A 15,946-nucleotide genomic window follows, 5' to 3' on the forward strand; every position below is an offset into this window, starting at 1 on the left:
TAGTTGATTCGCCGGACCATGGGCGGCGCCACGGTCAGCCGATCTTATGCCACGCGAAGTGTTGCGCGATACCCAGCAGCCAAACGCGTGCCACCCCGACACGCGACCTTTGACCCGCATGCATAATATCGCCAAAATGCGCTGACTCAAAAACGGGGACCCGCGATGTCGCGCCAGTGCGTCAGCGAGCAACGCACGCCTCCCCGCGGACCAATGCCTTCCATCGCGCCAACGGCGCCTCGATAGTCATGAACAAGCCGGTCTTGCCTCTGACGTACGAACAGCTCGATCACTGGATCGAATCGCTGCAACCCGCGTTGCTCGCCGAGCGTTTCACGATGGCGCTCGGCATTCTGCGCGGCGGCGCGCCGCTCGCGCTGATGGTGTCGCACGCGGTCGGCGCGTCGGTCGCGTTCCTGCGCTACGACCGCCAGACGCGCGCGGTCGCATGGGATTCGACGCTGCCGATCCCGCCCGCCGGCTCGAAAGTGCTGCTGTGCGAGGACATCGCCGGACGCGGTTTTACGCTCGCCGATTGCATCGCGTTCCTGCAGTCGCACGGGCTCGAAGTCAAAACGCTGACCGCCGCGGTCGATGAACTGAGCCGCGTGCAGCCCGACTACGCGATCGACGCGCGCGGCTACTTCGCCCTCTTTCCATGGGAGCGCCAGGCGTACACCGAGCGCTATCGCGACGACTGGGCGCGCGTCGAAGCCGGCGCGGCGCCGGCGATGGCCAACGACCACGAATACGCGGCGTACGCGATCGACCTCGACGGCATCCTGCTGCCCGACGTACCGCTCGCGCGCTACGACGAAGACCTCGCCGGCGCGCTCGCCGAGCGCGACGCGCTGCTGCCGTTCGAGGTGCTGCCAGGCATCGACCTGCAGCACGTGCGCACGATCATCACGGGTCGACCGGAGATGGATCGCGCGCGCACCGAAGCGTGGCTCGCGCGACACGGCTTCGCTCACATGCAACTGGTGATGCGCGCGACCGGCCTGCACGACGACAGCCCGTCCGGGGCGGCCGCGCACAAGGCGAGCGCGGCGCTGCGCGCGGGTGTCACGCACTTCGTCGAAAGCGATCCGGTGCAGGCGCTGCTGATCGCGCAGCAAGCGCCTTTGTTGCGCGTGATCTGGTGGGATGCGCTGACGCGCACGGGGATGCTGGTGAGCGCAAGGGCGTGGAGCTGAGTTGAGTTGATCTGAGCTCAGCGTTCTCTACTTGTCCTTCCCCTCGCGCAACTGCAAATGCCTTGCGGCCCGCTGCGACGCGACGACGATCAGCTTCATCGTCGCGCGCGTCGCGCCGACGAACAGCTTGCGCGCGACGCGTTCGTCGAACGCGTCGAAGTCGATCTCGGTGAAGATCACGCACGGCGCCGCCTGCCCCTTGAAGCGGTAGATCGACTCGAACAGCACGTCGCCGTCGCGATACTCCGGGTTGCCGAACAGATCATATTTGCCGGTGAAGCTGCGCAGCCGATGCGGTCCGAGATGATCGAGCGCGCTCATCGCCGAACCGTCCCTGCCGCGGAACGACAGCACCACGATGTCCTGCTTGCGAAAGCCGAGCCCGAGCGCGTGGGTGATCGCGCGCTTGGTCGCGTCGATGCTGCTTTCGGCGGCCTGCGCTTCGTCGTAGACCGACACCGAAACGTCGGAGCCGTCGAACGGACTGCCCGACGCGAGCGCCGCGGCAAGCGGCACCGACGAGCCGATCACGTCGCGCAGATAGTCGAGGATGTCACGCGGACTGCGGTAATTGGTGGTCTCCTTCAGCGTGGCCCAGCCGGGTAACGACACCGGCTCGCGCATGTACAGATTCTGCAGCGGGTCTTCGAGCCACCACCATGCGCCGCCCGGCCGCAGCAGCCGCTCGAGCGAGGTAATCCACGACTGCTGGAAATCCTGCCCTTCATCGACGATCAGCACGTCGAACTGCCAGCGCGGTTCGATCGGCGTGCGGGCGAATCCGGCCTCCAGCTGATCGAACACCTGCGCGGATTCGAAATCGGGCGCGCGGCCCGCGTCGCGCATGATCCAGTCGCACAGCTGGTGATAGTTCGCGACCTTCGCCTCCGGCGGCGCAACCCGCGCGATGTGATCGGCGAGCGGCCGGTTGAAGCACACGTACAACGGCCGCTCGCCGCGCGCGACCGCGTCCTTCATCACCTGCACCGCGAGTTGCGTCTTGCCGGAGCCTGCCGTGCCGACCACGCGCAAACGGAACGGCGCGAATTCGAGCCGCCGGGCCCACGTGGCGAGTCCGCCCGACAGGCGCGTGACGAGCGTGCCCGCCTGGCCGACGAGCGCGCTCGTGTCGGGTGCCAGCGCGAGTTCGTCGGCAAGAAAGTGATGGATTTTCGATGCACTGGGAAGCCGCGGCTCATCGGCCGGCAGCGCTTCGCGGATGATCGCCGCGAGCCGTTCGCGCCGCGTCGCGTCGACGATGCGCGCGGGATTCACGCCGGCGATCGCCGCATCCTTGACGATGTGATCGGGACAGTACAGCAGTTCCTCGATGAAATACGTGCCCGCGCCGAACGCCGCGGTAAAACGCCGGTGCAGACTCTCGATCGTATGCGCGAGCGCAATCGCGACGTTGCGCTCGGTCTGCAGATACACCTTGACGAGCCCCTTCGGCGTTTCACGCAGAAAGCCGGTCTTCTGCTCGATGATCATCAGACGCCCGGCGGGACTCACGATCACGAAGTCGGCCTCGCCGAATACCGAGAAGTTCTGGTTCAGGCGAGTCCAATGCACACCGTGATAGACGGTGTAATCGTCGGGCAGTGCGTGTTCGAGCAGCGCGAGCGTTTCGCGTTCGCGCGCCGCCGCGCCGGTCGCTTCGAGGCTCTTCCAGTCGTCGGGAACAATGCGGGCCATGCGGTGCCTTATTGGGTTGGATGCGTGAGTCCACGCATGTCGGCTCAGTGCGCAATTCGGGGTGCGGTCATTGTACGCAACGCGGTGACGGGCGTCGCAGCCGCGACACTGCGTGCCGCCTCGCGCGGAGGGCGCCTTTCGGATGCCGCGCAAAGCTTCGCGCATCGTGTATCGTAACTGGCTGAACGCCGCGCGCGAGGCGCGGCTTGCCAACCGTAACAGAAAAGGATTTACCGGATGATTACGATCTGGGGACGTACCAATTCAGTCAACGTCCAGAAAGTTTTGTGGTGCTGCGACGAACTCGTACTGCCATTCGACCGCATCGACGCGGGCCTGCAATTCGGCCGCAACAACGAACCCGACTATCTAGCGATGAATCCGACCGGCAAGATCCCGACGCTGGTCGACGACGACTTCGTGCTGTGGGAATCCAACTCGATCCTGCGCTATCTGGCGATGCAATACGGCGAATCGAGCCTGCTGTATCCGGCCGAGCCGAAACTGCGCGCGAGCATCGACCGCTGGCTGGACTGGTCGCTGTCGACGCTGCAGCCGGTGGAACGTCCGGTGTTCTGGTCGCTCGTGCGCACGCCGGAGGCCGAGCGCGACACCGCCAAACTCGCGGCCGACGTGCCGGCGGTCACCGTGCTGTGGCGCCTGCTCGACACGCATCTGCAGGGCCGCTTCTTTCTCGAAGGCGACAAGTTCACGCTCGCCGATATCGTGATCGGCGCGTACGCGAAGCGCTGGTTCGGCCTCGACGGTTTGCAGCGGCCGCCGCTGCCGAGTCTGGAGCGCTGGTATTCGCGTCTAACCACGCGCACCGGGTTCAAGAAGTACGTGGATTTTCCGTTGACCTGAACGGCCGGTTCATCGGCGACTCCGTGATCGCCGCCCGCGCGCCTGTGCCGCGCCGATCCCGCGACCGGCGCGGCGGCCCACCGCGCATGCCTCTATAATCGACGCATGAAAACCGCCAAGCCCGCCGCAACCGGCCATCCGGTCACTCCCGCGCCTGCCGCCACCGCCGCCGATGCGCACGATCATCATGTGCATCACGACGTGCATCAGCCGTCGCAGGAAGCGGCTCTCGCACTGGCCGAGGAATATTGCCGCGAGCGCGGCGAAAAACTCACGCCGATCCGGCGCAAGGTGCTCGAACTCCTGCTGAACTCGGGACGCGCGACCAAGGCCTATTCGCTGCTCGACGAAATGCGCCAGATTCACCCGGGCTCGGCGCCGCCAACCGTCTATCGCGCGTTGGATTTTTTGCTGTCGGCGGGACTCGTGCATCGAATCGAGTCGATCAATGCGTTCACCGTCTGCCATGATCTGACGCAATGCCAGCACGGCATTCTCGTCGTATGCCAGCAATGCGGCAGCGTCACCGAGCTGCATCAACCGAAGCTGCGCCAGGCGCTCATCGCGCAGATCGAAGACGCGGGCTATCGGCTCGCGAGCGACGAAATAGAGTTGAAGGGTCTCTGTGCGGCCTGTCAGGCGGCCGCAATGGCTGGCGAAGCCGCGCCGGTGGCCGCGGCCAAATAGCGGCGCGCTACGCGTCGGGTGCGCAACGCGGTGTGATGCGCCGCGAAGCGTCGATGGCCGTGCGCTGCTCCGCGAAACGACGTCTTCCCGCCGCGCGCCGGCCTGCTACTACTCACTTCCACGAAAGCCCGCTGCGAGCCCGTTGCGAAGCGGCGATCACCCCGCCGCGCGGGCGTCGATCGCGTCGCGCAGCAACGTCACGAGCGCTTCGGGTAACGCGGGTTTGGTCATGAAATGCTGGAAGCCTTCGCCGATGCTGCGCAGGCGGTAGGCGTCGTCGGTGTGGCCGGTCAGCGCCACCGCCACCGCGGGCGAATGGCCGCCGCAAATCTCGTGGTCGCGAAGCCGCTGGATCAGATAGAAGCCATCCATGGTCGGCAAGTCGAGGTCGCAGACGACCGCGTCGGGAAGCAACTCCATCGCCGCCACGACACCCTCTTCCGCATCGGCGACCGCGCATACCTTCGCGCCTTCCGCCTCGAGTAGCAAGGTCAACGATTCCCGGCTGTCGGGGTCGTCCTCTACAAGCACGATCGTGGCCTGATCGAGCCTCATTGCTGCATTCATCGTATGTTGTTGCTCTGGAAAACCGGTTAGGCCATCGGAAGTGGCCAATGTTTCACTCTGCTGATTGCCGCCGATTTGCGCGGCCGAGGTGTTGCTGTCCATGGTTCCGACTCGATTTCGCACGCCGAGTTGCAGACAGGTCCGCGATTGTAAAACATTGCTGAGCACCTTCCCGAGTACAACGCGTGCGCACGGTAACGCGCCAAAATTGCACGTCGATGAAAAAACGGCGCTCGACGCATGCCGCGATTTAGCTGCTGAGTGTCCGCAGTTTTTCCGCGGCTCGCCGATTGCCGGCACCCGATGTTCCGGCGCGGTTCGCACGAACCCCGTTCGTACGGCCTTCTCCGCCCGGTATCGATTCTGTCCTTCGTATTGTTTGCGCGACGCGGCGCTGTCGTTCGTGTTGCGCCGCTCGCACCCGACGACTCTGCAAGCATGTCGCGTGCCTCGCTGCAGCGGTTCGCGTCACGTGAAGAGGGGCCGGTCGCGCGTGCCGATGACACAAAGATGTATTGGCGCTTACCCGCTAACCGTTGGCGCCGCGGCGCTATCATCGTGGGCGCGCATGCGCGGCATGCTGCGGTTCGCGGCTGCCCGCACGCATCTATTGATGTCTCTTCATCTCAACCCGAGGTCACCCGACACCATGTCCGCCACATCGCCCGCGCTTTGCACCGCGACGCTCGAGATCCTTCGTCACGTCAGCACCGCCACGCTGACCACGCAGTTGTTCAAGCGCGGTCTGCGCAATACCTTCATGCAGGGCGTCGCACCGCTCGCTCCGCGCCGCGGCGCGAATCTGGTTGGGCCGGCGTTCACGCTGCGCAATATCCCATCGCGCGAAGACATCGACGTGCTGGAGCTATTCGCGGACCCTGACTACGCGCAACGCAAATGCGTCGAGACCATTCCGCCGGGCCATGTGCTCGTGCAGGATTGCCGCGGCGAGCGCGGCAGCGCGTCGTTCGGATCGATTCTGTCGCTGCGTTTGCAGGTGCGCGGCGTGGCCGGCATGGTGTCCGACGGCCCGGTGCGCGACAGCGCGACGATCGCCGCGCTCGACATGCCGGTGTTTTGCGCCGGCGCGAGCGCGCCGCCCAATCTGATCCGCCATCACGCGGTCGACATCAACGTGCCGATCGGCTGTGGCGGCGTCGCGGTGTTTCCAGGTGACGTGATCGTCGGCGATGGGGACGGGGTCGTCGTGATTCCGCTGAAGACGGCCGACGAGGTCGCGCAGGCCGCGGCCGAGCAGGAACGGCTCGAAGCGTTTCTAACCGAAAGGATTCGCGCCGGCGCCGTGCTGCCCGGCACCTATCCGCCGAACGACGAGACGAAGGCGGCGTTCGACGAGTGGAAGAAAAACCGCAAAATCTAGCGCCTTTTCAACCGACACGGCGACCGATGTGTCACACCGGCCGCCGGTTCAAGCGCCCTTGCCGGGTCCGATGCCCTGTACCAGCAACGCCACCGCGTGCCGTGCGATCTCCGCGCCGCCGATATTGCGGCGCAATGGATCATTACGCCACAGCTTCGAAGTGGCGAGCGGCAGAATCGTCATGCCGAGCAGCGTGACGAACACGAGCGCGGGTTCGAGCGACGCATTCAGGCGGCCCTCCTTCTGCCAGCGCGCGATCGCCAGCAGCGACTCCTTCTGATGCGCGAAACCGAAACGCTCATGCATGCGCTGGCGCAGCAGTCCGCCGTCGCTGATCACTTCGCGAATCCATAGCGATGCGAACCAGGGGTTATCGCTGGCGATCTGCACGAGCCGCTCGGTGAGCTGCGTGATCGCCGCGACAGGATCGTCGGGATGTTCCTGGAACGGCAGACCGAGGCTCGCGCGCAACGGCGCGAAACACTCGTCGATCAGTACGTCGAGCAGCTGATCGCGTGTCTTGAAGTAGTAGTGCACCATCGCGGGCGTGAAGCCGGCCTCGCGGGCGATCTCACCGAGCGATGTCTCGACGATGCCCTGCCTTGCGAACAGCGTCAGCGCAGCGTCGAGCAAGCGCGCGCGCTGCTCGGGGCCGCGCGCGGCGCCCGTCGGCCGGCCGGGGCGGCGGGCGGGCGTCCCGCTTGGCGCGACACTTGCGGGATTCGCGGCTTGCGTATCCGCTTGTGTCCCCTCGAGTTTGGACTTCGACGCGCCCCGCTCTTTCGCGGCAATCCGCGCGGATGGCCCCGCATCTGTCACGGCGTGGTCCGCCGCGGCGTCATCAGATGAGATCCTTGTCATTGCATTGAATTTGACGTGAGAGGCGATGTCGCATATATTAATCTTTCGGTTAATTAATTTCAACGCGTTGCCACCATGGAACAACCTGCTACGACCCTGTCCGCCGACTCCGCGCCCGAGGAATCCCGCCCAGCCGCAGCCTCGGCCGCAGGCGCAGCCGATCATCCGCCGATCCGGCTGCTGTTTCCGGCGCTGCTGCTGGTCATGCTGCTCGCCGCGCTCGACCAGACGATCGTGTCGACCGCGCTGCCCACCATCGTCGGCGATCTGGGCGGGCTCAATAACCTGTCCTGGGTCGTGACCGCCTACCTGCTCAGCTCGACGATCGTCGTGCCGCTGTACGGCAAGTTCGGCGACCTGTTCGGCCGCAAGATCGTTCTACAGACGGCGATCGTCATCTTTCTCGTTGGCTCGGCGCTGTGCGGCATCGCGCAAAACATGAGCCAACTGATCGTGCTGCGCGCGCTGCAAGGCCTTGGCGGCGGCGGCCTGCTCGTCGTGACGATGGCGGCGATCGCGGACGTGATTCCGCCCGCTGAGCGTGGCCGCTATCAGGGCGTGTTCGGCGGCATCTTCGGTCTCGCGACCGTCATCGGTCCGCTGCTCGGCGGTTTTCTGGTCGAGCATCTGACCTGGCGCTGGATCTTCTACATCAACCTGCCGCTCGGCATCCTGTCGCTGATCGTGATCGGCGCGGTGTTCAAGCCGCACGTGCGCCACGTCAAGCACACGATCGACTACATGGGCGCCGCGTTTCTCGCCGGCGCGCTGACCTGCATCATCCTGTTCACGAGCCAGGGCGGCACGATTCTGCCGTGGACCTCGCCGCAACTATGGTTCACGCTCGGCATGGGCCTCGTAGCGATCTGGGGCTTCATTCACGAAGAGCGCAGCGCGGTCGAACCGATCATGCCGCTCGGACTGTTCAAGCAACGCACGTTTCTGATCAGCAGCCTCGTGAGCTTCATCATCGGCGTATCGCTGTTCGGCTCCGTGACGTTCATTCCGCTCTATCTGCAGGTGGTGAAGGGCTCCACGCCGTCGCAAGCCGGCATGCAGATGCTGCCGATGATGGGCGGCCTGTTCATCCTGTCGATGGTGACGGGCCGCCTGATCAGCAAGATCGGCAAGTATCGGCTGTTCCCGATCATGGGCACGTTCCTCGTCTCGGTGGCGATGCTGCTGCTCGCGCGTCTGCAGATCGATACGCCGATTCATGTGATGTATCTGTACATGGGTCTGCTCGGCTGCGGCCTCGGCATGGTGATGCAGGTGCTGGTCCTCGCGGTCCAGAACACCGTCGAGTTCAAGCATATGGGGGTGGCGACGTCCGGCGTCACGCTGTTTCGCTCGATCGGCGGCTCGATCGGCGTGGCCGGTTTCGGCGCGGTGTTTTCGAACGGACTCGCCGCACGCCTCGAAAAGTTGATCCCGCCCGATACCGAACTTCCGCAGGCCCTGGGTCCCGCCGCGATTCATCAGCTACCCGAAGCATTGCGCAACGACTATCTGCATGCGTTCGCTGGCGCGTTGCATACCGTGTATCTGTCGGCCGCCTGCGTCGTGGTGCTCGCGTTCGCGCTGGCGTGGCTGCTGAAGGATCATCCGTTGCGCAAGCACTGAGCGTTCTTCTACGCCTGATCCGGATGCTGATGCAAACGCTTACCGGCAAGTATCCAATAGCCGGGTGATCACGAGGCCGCACGCGCAACGCGTCGGCCTCGTTGTTTTTTTGTCGCGCTCACTACGTGTGGCGCGCAGCGTGCATTTGTCGTGAAACAACAGACACATATATGCGTTTCGAGCGTATCGCCGAAGTTTCTTCATACCTCCGAATGAGCGGTAGCGCACACAATCCAGGGGCCTACCGCGTTGACGTCCCCCGTGAAACATCACATATTGGAAACCGTGGAAACGCAGGCGCGGCCTACGTCTCCGCGACCTCCGGCGCATGTGGATCGTGATTCCGCGGACAAGGCTCCTGCCTCAACACGATCCGGAGCATGCCTTTACGGCATCGTTTTCCAAAGGTGGGTCCACGGCATGTCCACCCAGACAGCAACCGGCCAAAGTTTCCCCACGCCCTGCAAACGCTGCGGTGGCGCACTGTACCGACAAGTCGACGCCTGCCCCTACTGTGGCGCTGCGCATCCGTTCGAGCAGGACGATCCGCACATCCGCACCGGTATTCCAGGTAGCCGCGCGAGCGCCACGCACAAGCCGCTGCCTCGCTTCGACGACGAGCTCGGCACACGGGATGAGCCCGTCATCGCCTCTGCCGCGATGGCGTCCGAATCTCTGTTGCAGAGCGAGCCGATCATGCACACGGCGCTCGTGTCGACCGACACCGCTATCCCGCCTTACGAAGATCCGATGTACGCGCCAAGCAACACCGCGCAGACGATCTGGCGCGTGCTATATGTGATCGGCGCGGTCATCGCGATCGGCCTGGCGTATATCGCTTATACGTTATTCAGCGACGGTGGCGAGTCGGAAGATAAAGGCGTCGAGCAGATTACTCAGGATGCCCGCACAACGACGACCGGCATGATCGCGCCGCTTGCGTCCGCACCGGTGATTGCTCAAGCACAGACCGCGCACGCGCCGGCCGCGACCAGGCCGGCGCCACCGCCCGTGACCGAACTGGCGGCGAAGCCCGCGCCCGTCGTGCCCGCGGTTCCCGTCATTCCAGCGACACCGGCTGCGCCACCTGTCACGCCGCCGCTGGCCGCGACGCCCGTGCGGCCCGCGACGCAATTGCACGACGCCGCTCAGGCGCTGCAGGTCGCGAGGACCGCGTTCCGCGCCAACGACCTGTCCGCCGCGCAGGCCGCTCTCGCTGCCGCGCAAACGTTTCAACCGGGAAACAGCGACGTGCAGGTTCTGGCCGATCAGATGCGGCCGCTGGTCCAGCGTCGCGATACTGCGCTGCAGGCCGCGCAGGTCTGCGTCGCGCAGCAGTCGTGGCCGTGCGCGCGTCAGCACGCGAACGAGGCGCTCGCGATCGACAGCAGCAACGACGCGGCGAAAGTGATCCTCGAGCGCGTGATCCGCGAGACCGGCTGGGCGCCGCTGACTCCGCCGCATGCGGCGACGGACGCCGCGCCGGGCGCGCCGCTCGCGCAGGCGCAACTGCAGGTACCGCTGCCCGCCGGCATGCTGCAGGCGACGTCGCGGAGCAACTAGCGCTCACGCGCGACGCGACCCTCCGCTCAGGGTCGCGGAGACGCAAGCGACTGCGCCGTCGCGCGAAAGCATTGCTTCGCATACCAGATCAGATGGTCGCCGTCTGTGCCGATTCGCACATAATCGTGCGCTCTCTGAGCGGCAACAGACGGAGCGGCCCTGGCAGCAGTTTGAACATGACATGGCAACCGGATCACTGGTGCTTCCACGCGCCACGCGTGAAGCGGGATCAACCTGACCGATAGGTAGAAAGACCATGCTGAAGAGACTTCTCGCAGGCTGGCTGGGGCTGGTGGTACTGGTCGTATGTTCGCTGGCCGGCGCCGAACCCGCGCACTACAAAATCGTCACCGGACCGGAGCGCGGCACCTATATCCAGATCGGCAACGACCTGTCGAAATGGGTGGCCCAGCCGGTCGGTATCGACCTCGAAGTGGTGGCGTCGAAAGGCTCGGCCGAAAACGTGCAGCGCATGCGTTTCGAGCCCGGCGTGAAGCTCGCGCTCGTGCAGTCCGACGTGTACCAGGCGTTCATCGATATGGCCAACACGGGCAACCCCGATGCGGGCACGACGATCCGGCCGCTGCGACTGATCATGCCGCTCTACGACGAGGAAATTAATGTCGTCGTGCGGGCGGATTCGCCGCTGAAGACGCTCGCCGACATCAAGGACAAGACCATCAGCGTCGGTCTGCTAGGCAGCGGCACTGCGCAGTCGGCGACGACGCTCTACCGCCTGATGTTCGGCCAGCCGATTCCCGAGCAGAACGTCGTGCATCTGAGCAACGAGGACGCGCTCGCCGCGCTGATCGTGAAGAAGATCGACGTCGCGATCATCGTGGTCGGGCAGCCGGCAAATCTGTTCACCAGCATGAAGCCCGACCTGCTGTCGCAACTGCGTCTGTTGCCCGCCGATCCCAACGCGCCGGAGACGAACCGCGCAAAACAAACCTACTTTCCGACGACGATCCGTCAGAGCAGCTACCCAGGCTGGTTGAAGGAAGACGTGCCGGGCCTCACGGTCAAAGCGTTTCTGGTCACCTACGACTATGGCTTGCGCGACACCGTCAGCAATCTGAATCATTTCGCCGACTCGTTGTGCGCGAACTTCGACAATCTGCAGGAGCACGGCCATCCGAAATGGAAACAGGTGAAGCTCGAATTGCCGACGCTCGTACGCGGATGGAAGTATTACGGTCCGGTCGAGAAGCACCTGCGCGCGTGTCTCGCGAACCGCAGCGCGGCGATGAGCGCGGCGGCCGCGCAACCCGCGCCGAAACCGCACACGCCCTGCTCGGAACAGGAGCGGATGCTTCTGCTGTGCAAATAACGCTGTAGCAAGGACTGCGAGCGCCCGATTCGATCCGGTTCGTCTCAGACGCGCTCGCGCCCCGCGTCGGCCGACAGCGCGCACGCATCCATCGCCCGTTGCAATGCCTCGTACACCTTCGGTCGATTGCATTGCGACACGTTGAAACGCAGAAAACCCGCCGCCGCTTGCGACGCGCTGAACACATTGCCCGGCGCGAGCACGACGCCCGCCGTCAACGCATGACGGGCGATGTCGGCGGCATCGAGCGCCCCGGGCAAGCGCGCCCACACGAACAGGCCCGCACGCGGCCGTGTCCAGATATCGAGGCCCGCATAGCCGAGACGCCTGACGGTCTCTCCCATCGCATCGGCCAGCTTCGCGCGCATCGCCTCGAGATGACGCCGATAGGTACCGTCGACGAGCATCCGATGCACGACGCTCGCCGCGAGCTGACCATTGCCGAACGAGGTCGCGAGCTTCAGATCGATCAGCGGTTCGACCCATTCGGCCCGCGCGGCGATATAGCCGCAGCGCACCGCCGCCGATAGCGTCTTCGAAAAGCTGCCGATCGACACGACGCGGGAGAGCCCGTCGAACGCGGCGAGGCGCGGCGCAGGTTCGTCTTCGAAGTCCGCGAAGATGTCGTCCTCGACGATCAGCAGATCGTGCTCGCCCGCGAGCTTCAGCAGCCGATGCGCGACGGCCGGCGCGAGCGTCGCGCCGGTCGGATTGTGGATCGCCGAGTTCGTCACGTAAAGCCGCGGACGCTGCTCGATCAGAACGCGCTCGAACGCCGCGAGATCCGGCCCCTGCGGCGTGTACGGCACGCTCGCGATCCGCACGCGATGCGCGCGCAGCAACGCCTGAAAATTGAAGTAGCACGGATCGTCGATCAACACCGTGTCGCCGGGTTCGAGCAGGAAGCGGCACACGAGATCGAGCGCATGAGTGCCGCCGTCGGTCAGCAGGATCTGCTCGGGCGGCGCATCGACGCCGTGCGCAGACAGCCGCCACGCAAGCTGCTGACGCAGCGCGGGCAAGCCGGCCGGGCTCGCGTAGTCGGCGAGCAGTGACTGCGGATCACGGGCGAGCGCACGCAGCGCGCGCCGCACGCCATCTTCCGGCAGCCACGAAGCCGGCATCCAGCCGCAGCCTGGCTTCAGCGCTTTCGAGCCGGTTTCCAGCGACTGCCGCGTGAGCCACAGCGGGTCGACCTCGCGATCGAGTCGCGGTCCCAGATCGGCGAGCGCGAGCGGCGGCGCATGGCCCGACACGAAGAAGCCGGAGCCGCGCCGCGCGACGATCACGCCTTCCGCGACGAGACGGTCGTAGGCTTCCACCACGGTCGACTTCGACACGCCGAGCGTGTCGGTCATCGCGCGAATCGACGGCACGCGCGCGCCCGGCATCAGCGAGCGGCTCGCGATGCGCTCGCGCAGATTGTCCATCACGAGGCCGACGCGCGTGCCCGGCACCGTCTCGTTGTTGTCGCTTTGCGCCATCTGTACTGCTCCATGTTCAGTACAGTTCGTGCAAACTGTACTGATCTGTAGCTTAACGTTTACGGCCGCGGCGCGCATCATGTGACTTTTTCAGCGCAGGGATGTTCGCAATGGACAAGACCACCAACGGCTGGCTCAGCGGTTTCGCGGGCGTGCTGATTTTCAGCGGCTCGCTGCCGGCCACGCGGCTGGCCGTGCAGGGACTCGATCCGGTCTTTCTGACCGTGGCGCGCGCGACGATCGCGGGCGTTCTCGGTCTTCTACTGTTGCTAGTGTTCCGCGAGACGCGGCCGCAGCGCCGCGATCTGCTGCCGCTCGTGGTGGTCGCGCTCGGCGTCGTGGTCGGCTTTCCGTTGCTGACCGCGCTGGCGCTGCGGCATGTGAGCGCCGCGCATGCGGTCGTGTTCATCGGTTTGCTGCCGCTCGCCACCGCGATCTTCGGCGTGCTGCGCGGCGGCGAGCGGCCACAGCCCGCGTTCTGGCTGTTCTCGGCGCTTGGCAGCGCGGCGGTGGCCGCGTTCGCGCTGCGGCACGGCATCGACGCGTCGCCGCTCGGCGACGCGCTGATGCTCGCGGCGATCATCGTGTGCGGGCTCGGTTACGCGGAAGGCGCGCGGCTGTCGCGTCACCTCGGCGGCTGGCAGGTGATTTCGTGGGCGCTCGTGCTGTCGCTGCCATTGATGCTGCCGCTCGCCTGGTGGACGCGGCCCGTGTCGTTCGACGGTGTCGGCGCCGCCGCGCTGTGGGGACTCGCGTACGTGTCGCTATTCAGCATGCTGATCGGCTTCGTGTTCTGGTATCGAGGACTCGCGCTCGGCGGGATCGCGGCGGTCGGACAACTGCAGTTGCTGCAACCGTTTTTCGGGCTGCTGCTCGCCGGCGTGCTGCTGCACGAACAGGTCCCGCCGTCGATGATCATCGTCACCGTGATCGTGGTCGCCTGCGTGGCCGGCGCTCGGCATTTTTCGCGCGCGGCGCCGGCGCGGCGGGCGGTCTGACGCGGCTCGACCAGCGCGCGGCAAACCGTCTTTTTTCAGGATCGAATGACGCGAGTCGTGGGTCGATATGTCATCATTTCGCAGATTGGCACAACCAGCGCCTTGCGCCGCGACTGACGATGACGACCGCTTTTGCCCAAACCGTCGAAGCCCGTTTTTCCGAACTCACGCCGACGTCTAAACGCGTCGCCAGCTATATGCTCGCGAATCTCGACCGGCTCGGCCTCGAGACCGCCGACCAGATCGCGCAGCAGGCCGGCACCAGCGGCATTTCGGTCGGCCGCTTCCTGCGCAGTGTCGGCTATCGCAATCTCGACGATCTGAAACGCGAGCTGCGCGGCACGCAGCAGCGCCCCTGGCTGATCACGGACCGGCTCGACGCGTTCCGCCGTGGCCCGAGCGACAGCGCGCAAACCCGTGAGCCGCATGAACCGGGCGTCGCTAACGGCGCCTCGCCGAGCGACGCGGCGCTCGCCCAATCGCTCGAACTCGAAATCGGTGCGATCCAGCATGTATACGAGCTCGCGCGCTCGCCGGCCTTTGCGCGCGTCGCCGAGCGCATCGCGAACGCCGATGCGGTCTACATCCTCGGCATCCAGTCGACGCGCGGTATCAGCAACGCGTTCTACAGCTACCTCGAATACATCCGCCCGCGCGTGTTCTATTCGGATGGCATGTCGGGTTCCTACGTCGATTCGCTGAACTCGGAATTCAACACACCGTATCTGATCGTCACCGACACGCGCGCCTATTCGACCATCGCACGACGCTATTGCCAGGCGGCCTCGCGACGCGGGCTGCCGTTCGCGCTCGTCACCGATATCTACTGTCCGTGGGCGCGCGATTTCGACGGCGACCTGCTGCAGGTGAAGACCGACGTCGGTCAGTTCTGGGATTCGCTCGCGCCGCTGACGTGTCTGTTCAATCTGCTGATCTCGGCGGTCGTCGAACGGCGCGGACCGGCTATCGACGAACGCGTGGCGCGCAATCGCGAGTTGCAAAGCGAGTTCGATCAATTCGATTTTTGACCCGCTTCAAATCCGCACCGGCGACAGGCATAGTCAAAGCTTCCGTCAAACTGAGCCGGCCACGACCGGACCACGCATGAGTTCAACCCGCCCTGCGCTCGACGTCCCGCTGATCCGCGACGCTACCGAAGCCGACCTTCCCGCGATTCAGGCGATCTATGCGCGTCACGTGCTGACCGGTGTCGCGTCGTTCGAAGAAACCCCGCCGTCCGTCGACGACCTGCGCGCGCGGCTCGCAAGCGTGCGCAGCCACGGACTGCCGTATATCGTCGCGGAGATCGACGGCGACGTCGCCGGCTATTGCTATGCGACGCCGTATCGCCCGCGCGCCGCCTATCGCAACACGATCGAAGACTCGATCTACGTGAACGACGCATATCGCGGACGCGGCATCGGACGCTTGCTGCTACAGGCGCTGATCGATCGTTGCGAGACCGGACCGTGGCGTCAGATGATCGCGGTGATCGCCGATGGCGGCAGCGGCGGCTCGTTGTCGTTACATACGCAGCTTGGCTTCGAGCTGACCGGCACGTTGAAGGCGGTGGGCTACAAGCACGGCCGCTGGCTCGACACGACGCTGATGCAACGCACGCTCGGCCGCGGAGCGTCGACCGGGCCCGACGACGTTTCAAACGCCGCAGGCGGCACGCACGGGTAGGCCGCCGCGCG

14 protein-coding genes are annotated in these 15,946 nt (G+C 65.3%); 10 read left to right on the forward strand and 4 right to left on the reverse strand.

Annotated elements, in window-relative coordinates; genetic code table 11:
• Positions 1 to 248 precede the first annotated feature (248 nt).
• Complete coding sequence (locus VSR82_RS29225) at positions 249 to 1,196, forward strand: phosphoribosyltransferase family protein (RefSeq protein ID WP_368585341.1); 948 nt, start codon at positions 249 to 251, stop codon at positions 1,194 to 1,196.
• 27 nt (positions 1,197 to 1,223) lie between these two features.
• Here the strand turns inward: VSR82_RS29225 and VSR82_RS29230 are convergent, their stop codons facing one another.
• Positions 1,224 to 2,891 (reverse strand): ATP-binding domain-containing protein, encoded by a 1,668-nt coding sequence (locus tag VSR82_RS29230; protein ID WP_429457575.1) that lies wholly within the window; start codon positions 2,889 to 2,891, stop codon positions 1,224 to 1,226.
• 237 nt (positions 2,892 to 3,128) lie between these two features.
• Between VSR82_RS29230 and VSR82_RS29235 the strand changes: the two genes are divergently transcribed.
• Complete coding sequence (locus tag VSR82_RS29235; RefSeq protein ID WP_498858285.1) at positions 3,129 to 3,755, forward strand: glutathione S-transferase family protein; 627 nt, start codon at positions 3,129 to 3,131, stop codon at positions 3,753 to 3,755.
• A 105-nt stretch (positions 3,756 to 3,860) separates the two neighbouring features.
• Positions 3,861 to 4,442, forward strand: coding sequence for a Fur family transcriptional regulator (locus VSR82_RS29240; RefSeq protein ID WP_410849922.1), 582 nt, complete (start codon positions 3,861 to 3,863; stop codon positions 4,440 to 4,442).
• 156 nt (positions 4,443 to 4,598) lie between these two features.
• Here the strand turns inward: VSR82_RS29240 and VSR82_RS29245 are convergent, their stop codons facing one another.
• Positions 4,599 to 5,111 carry a response regulator gene (locus tag VSR82_RS29245; RefSeq protein WP_176105726.1) on the reverse strand — a complete coding sequence of 171 codons (513 nt, stop codon included), beginning with the start codon at positions 5,109 to 5,111 and terminating at the stop codon, positions 4,599 to 4,601.
• A gap of 547 nt (positions 5,112 to 5,658) precedes the next feature.
• Here VSR82_RS29245 and VSR82_RS29250 point away from each other — a divergent pair.
• Complete coding sequence (locus VSR82_RS29250) at positions 5,659 to 6,390, forward strand: ribonuclease activity regulator RraA (protein WP_429457570.1); 732 nt, start codon at positions 5,659 to 5,661, stop codon at positions 6,388 to 6,390.
• Positions 6,391 to 6,438: 48 nt separating this feature from the next.
• Here the strand turns inward: VSR82_RS29250 and VSR82_RS29255 are convergent, their stop codons facing one another.
• Positions 6,439 to 7,251 (reverse strand): TetR/AcrR family transcriptional regulator, encoded by an 813-nt coding sequence (locus VSR82_RS29255; protein WP_429457568.1) that lies wholly within the window; start codon positions 7,249 to 7,251, stop codon positions 6,439 to 6,441.
• 75 nt (positions 7,252 to 7,326) lie between these two features.
• Between VSR82_RS29255 and VSR82_RS29260 the strand changes: the two genes are divergently transcribed.
• The 3 genes from VSR82_RS29260 (at position 7,327) to VSR82_RS29270 (ending at position 11,767) form a co-directional block, all read left to right on the forward strand.
• Positions 7,327 to 8,874: an MDR family MFS transporter gene (locus VSR82_RS29260; protein WP_368585335.1), complete on the forward strand. Its 1,548-nt coding sequence runs from the start codon at positions 7,327 to 7,329 to the stop codon at positions 8,872 to 8,874.
• 420 nt (positions 8,875 to 9,294) lie between these two features.
• On the forward strand, positions 9,295 to 10,437 hold the full coding sequence (locus tag VSR82_RS29265) for a hypothetical protein (RefSeq protein WP_429457566.1): 1,143 nt from the start codon (positions 9,295 to 9,297) through the stop codon (positions 10,435 to 10,437).
• A 256-nt stretch (positions 10,438 to 10,693) separates the two neighbouring features.
• The gene (locus VSR82_RS29270; protein ID WP_429457564.1) at positions 10,694 to 11,767 is read left to right on the forward strand and encodes a TAXI family TRAP transporter solute-binding subunit; all 1,074 of its coding nucleotides are present in this window, start codon (positions 10,694 to 10,696) and stop codon (positions 11,765 to 11,767) included.
• A 44-nt stretch (positions 11,768 to 11,811) separates the two neighbouring features.
• Here VSR82_RS29270 and VSR82_RS29275 read toward each other — a convergent pair whose 3' ends face one another.
• On the reverse strand, positions 11,812 to 13,251 hold the full coding sequence (locus tag VSR82_RS29275) for an aminotransferase-like domain-containing protein (RefSeq protein ID WP_429457562.1): 1,440 nt from the start codon (positions 13,249 to 13,251) through the stop codon (positions 11,812 to 11,814).
• Positions 13,252 to 13,361: 110 nt separating this feature from the next.
• On the opposite strand from VSR82_RS29275, the gene VSR82_RS29280 reads away from it, so the two are divergent.
• From VSR82_RS29280 to VSR82_RS29290, 3 genes are all read left to right on the forward strand, one after another.
• Entirely contained in the window at positions 13,362 to 14,249 is an 888-nt protein-coding gene (locus tag VSR82_RS29280) for a DMT family transporter (RefSeq protein ID WP_429457560.1), read from the forward strand.
• A 119-nt stretch (positions 14,250 to 14,368) separates the two neighbouring features.
• Positions 14,369 to 15,277 (forward strand): sap1 transcriptional regulator SapR, encoded by a 909-nt coding sequence (gene sapR / locus VSR82_RS29285; RefSeq protein WP_429457558.1) that lies wholly within the window; start codon positions 14,369 to 14,371, stop codon positions 15,275 to 15,277.
• Positions 15,278 to 15,353: 76 nt separating this feature from the next.
• On the forward strand, positions 15,354 to 15,935 hold the full coding sequence (locus VSR82_RS29290; protein WP_429457556.1) for a GNAT family N-acetyltransferase: 582 nt from the start codon (positions 15,354 to 15,356) through the stop codon (positions 15,933 to 15,935).
• Positions 15,936 to 15,946: the final 11 nt, after the last annotated feature.

It is taken from the genome of Burkholderia sp. JPY481, assembly GCF_038900515.1.
Lineage (GTDB): Bacteria > Pseudomonadota > Gammaproteobacteria > Burkholderiales > Burkholderiaceae > Paraburkholderia > Paraburkholderia youngii.